Raw genomic sequence first — 3,185 nt, 5'->3', positions numbered from 1 at the left:
TATTCAGAATCTGTGTTCTTTGATACTACTCAATTTCACAAACAAGAAAACCGCCCGCCTATTCTCGTCATCAAACTTTAAGTTTGTGGTTTGTTCAGGCTGGACGGTTTCGGCAAGGGTTAGCTATTCCTTTGCCGTGTCTTATTTTATTAGGGTTACTGGTTTTGGTAAAGATTCCTGTTGCGACCCGAATGTCTGATTTTTTTAGGCGTATCTCAGTCCGGAATCACTCCGTTAGTGGGTTTGCGGTATTGAAAAACAGTTCATAAAAAAGGAAAAGGGGGTATTCGTAAAGATTTGGCAAAAAGCGCGCCCAATCTTTACAAAGCTTCCCCCTTTTCCTTTTTTCCGCCCTATTTTCCTGCACCTACAACCCCCGAACGAAGCGATTCCGGACTGAGATACGCCCAAAAAAAAACAGCCATTCTAGCAGTTAACCCCCTTCACTCCGCCCAAGCCATCCTGAGGTGTAGTGGCTGAATTTGTGATTTTGGTTTTATCAAACAAAATATTTGACTGAAGTCACATGGCGGTCGTCATATGGGGGTTCCTTCGCACCCAAAAAATCGACCGCGTAACGGTTTACTAAAACTTCATCGTCCTTAAACTTTTGGTGCTTTTTCCGGCAATATTTTCTGAACTCCGTTAAATTTGACGGCAAGAACCCGCAACCGTCTGCACCGTAAATGTAATCAACTTCAAACAAACTGTCTTTCCGGGCAAGCCGACCATCTTTAAGCCAGAACATAGGCTCGAAATAAAAAACTTTCGACGTGTCCGGGAACTTATGGAGACGGAGAACACGTGTGAAATCCCCGTTTTCATCTACAATTTTGATATATCTTGGTTTGTGAATCATGACATCCTCAGATTTAGTATTCAGAATATGATTTTAAAAAGAACTTTCTGCTTTACGACTCCGCCGCCGATTCCTTCAAACGGTTTTCCGCGCTCTTCAGTTGTCGTACATGAGATTTTGCTACGGCTTTCCGCCCATTACGAGAACTTGGGGCTTGTCCGCTTTCGCGGACTGTGCCGCCTGTTCCGTCCTTTGCCGTTCGTCCTTGTAAGGATTGAAAGGCAACCCGTTTTTCACATATTCTTTACACATTATCTTTGTTATTTCTTTCAAGGGTGTTCCTTGATTTGAATAGCATGTGCAATCTGATTTTCCGCCGTCTATGCATCCGGCGATTTGCTCAAAGGTTTTTACTTGTCGGACTGTGTTATAAATAGGCTTGCTTTCGGGCTTTTCGGGCAAAGTCGGCACAAAGTCTTCAGGTTTCAGATTGTCGGAATGCTCAAAAGGCGCTGTTTCTGATGATGCCGTCTGCTCCGTCATCGTCTGCACAACGCTTTCTTTTTGCGCTTCCTGCTCAATCCGGCTGTCTGTGGCTTTGCTGTAAACTTGAAACATGCCGTAACTTTTCCAGCCTACAAACCCTACAACCGCAATCAACGCCCAAACCGCCCAAGGCACTTTTTTCTTGAACTTTTGGTGTTGGCTTGCGGATTTATAGTATTTGAAGGCTTCTTTAGGCGGTTTCCAATTTGCGGCTTCTACGCCGCTTACGCCCGCGGGATTGTCCAACGAGGTTACGCATTTATACCAATAATACTGTTTCATGCCGATTGCCTTGCGTTCAAGGTGTACATGCTTTGAAACAAGGTTGCGGACGAATATATCAAGTTGGCTCGGGTGCCGCGTCATCAAAATGACGGTATGCCCGTGATGGCGGAGTTCTGTCAGTTCCTGAATATAGGGCGGAACGGGACGGCCTGCCGCGCGTACCGGGTAAGTGTAGTGCGCTTCGCCAACAATCAGCACCGCGCCTTCCGGTATGACATCACGAAGCGGGGCGGACATGATTTGCCCTTCCGCCAGTTCGCGGGCATTGAATTTTCGTTTGTCCAATCCGTCGATATGGCAGAAATAAAGCGGCCGGTCTGCCTCCGTGCCGTCTTCCAATTTCATTTTGAACAATCCGTCTTCGTTGTTCAAAATCATAGAGACGACGCGGGGGGTTTTGCCTGCCCCCATGTTTCCCGTAAACAGATAAATCATGTTTCTACCTCATCCCGGAAAGACAAACGTCAGTTTTTTGAATGCGTGCATACCAATGAAGAACGAGAATGCGCCGAACAGGTAGCCCAACCCCTGACCGAATCCCGAAATTAAAAGAAGGTTCAATATGTCGGAAGGCATGGAATTGATCGCATTTGACGTGTAGCCTTTGAACTTTTCCAGTGCGGCGAGATACCCGGCATAGGTTACGAATGTCAGACCTGTTGCAAGGATGATTCTGACAATCAGCATTTTCAGAAGTATGCCTAAAAGTGGAATCAGGCCGGAAAGTAATGGCATTTATTCCCCCCCCCAACGAACCGAAAACGACAAAAGCCGACATAATGATAAAGGCGAGCAGTACGGCAAACCGGATTTTTTCGGCAAACACGCACAACGGTTCATAGCTTGCCCGATATTGCCTGCCGAAAACATGAAAGGTTTTCGGCTGCGGACATACGCCGTTAGACGGTAAAAAGTTATGTGAAGACCATGTTTTATCGTCTGTAACCTGCGGTATGCTTATATCGTGAAACATGCGGTCCGAAGGTTTGCCCATCTCCTGACAGGCTAGGATTTCCGGAAAATAATCGCACGAAAGCCCGCCGTCTTCGCCTTCTTTCCTTTCTTTGCGATGCCTGCCGTTTGGGCGGTCCGGAACGGCCGGGGAATCGGGGCTTGTTCCGGGCTGTCCGTCCGTATCGGGATTTGCATCGGGATTCAAATCGGGGTCGGGTTCGGGATTGGGGCGCGTGCCGGGGTTCTCATCGGGGTCCGGGTTGTTTGCGGGGTTTTCGGCGGGCGATACTTCGGGCAGCGGCTGTGCGTGAGGTGCTTCCGCGCTTGCGGGCGTGAGGTCGGGACGCGGGATTACTTGTACATCCGCCGTGGTGTTGCCTTGCGCGTCCCTGCCGAATGTTGCGGCAACCTGAACGGGATTCCCGTTCCTGTCCGTGACGGGCCCCATATTCACTTTTGTTCCGGGTGCGACTTCTACTTTTTCGGAATAACCGGGATATCCGGTTGCCTTTATGTATTTGTCGGGATCGGCATCGACTTTCAACGATAAAATCTCTTCCGGCTTTTTGGCATCCATTTCTTCTTTGTATTTCGGATTGCG

General features: G+C 48.3%; 3 protein-coding genes and 1 pseudogene. All 4 read right to left on the bottom strand.

Going from position 1 to position 3,185, the window contains the following annotated elements; genetic code table 11:
- Positions 1-499 precede the first annotated feature (499 nt).
- A complete protein-coding gene (locus DFR77_RS12495) occupies positions 500-859 on the bottom strand; it encodes a hypothetical protein (RefSeq protein ID WP_003689732.1) in 360 nt (119 codons plus the stop codon).
- A gap of 120 nt (positions 860-979) precedes the next feature.
- Positions 980-2,065 (bottom strand): zonular occludens toxin domain-containing protein, encoded by a 1,086-nt coding sequence (locus DFR77_RS12490; protein WP_003698930.1) that lies wholly within the window; start codon positions 2,063-2,065, stop codon positions 980-982.
- A gap of 9 nt (positions 2,066-2,074) precedes the next feature.
- Positions 2,075-2,365, bottom strand: coding sequence for a DUF2523 domain-containing protein (locus DFR77_RS12485; protein ID WP_017147034.1), 291 nt, complete (start codon positions 2,363-2,365; stop codon positions 2,075-2,077).
- Positions 2,366-2,372: 7 nt separating this feature from the next.
- Positions 2,373-3,185 (bottom strand): annotated as a pseudogene (locus DFR77_RS12480) (IgG-binding virulence factor TspB family protein); the annotation flags it as partial.

This window comes from Neisseria gonorrhoeae (assembly GCF_003315235.1).
Taxonomy (GTDB): Bacteria; Pseudomonadota; Gammaproteobacteria; order Burkholderiales; family Neisseriaceae; genus Neisseria; species Neisseria gonorrhoeae.
Note: the sequence above shows the minus strand (reverse complement) of the source record. Positions and strands in the feature narration are given on the sequence as shown.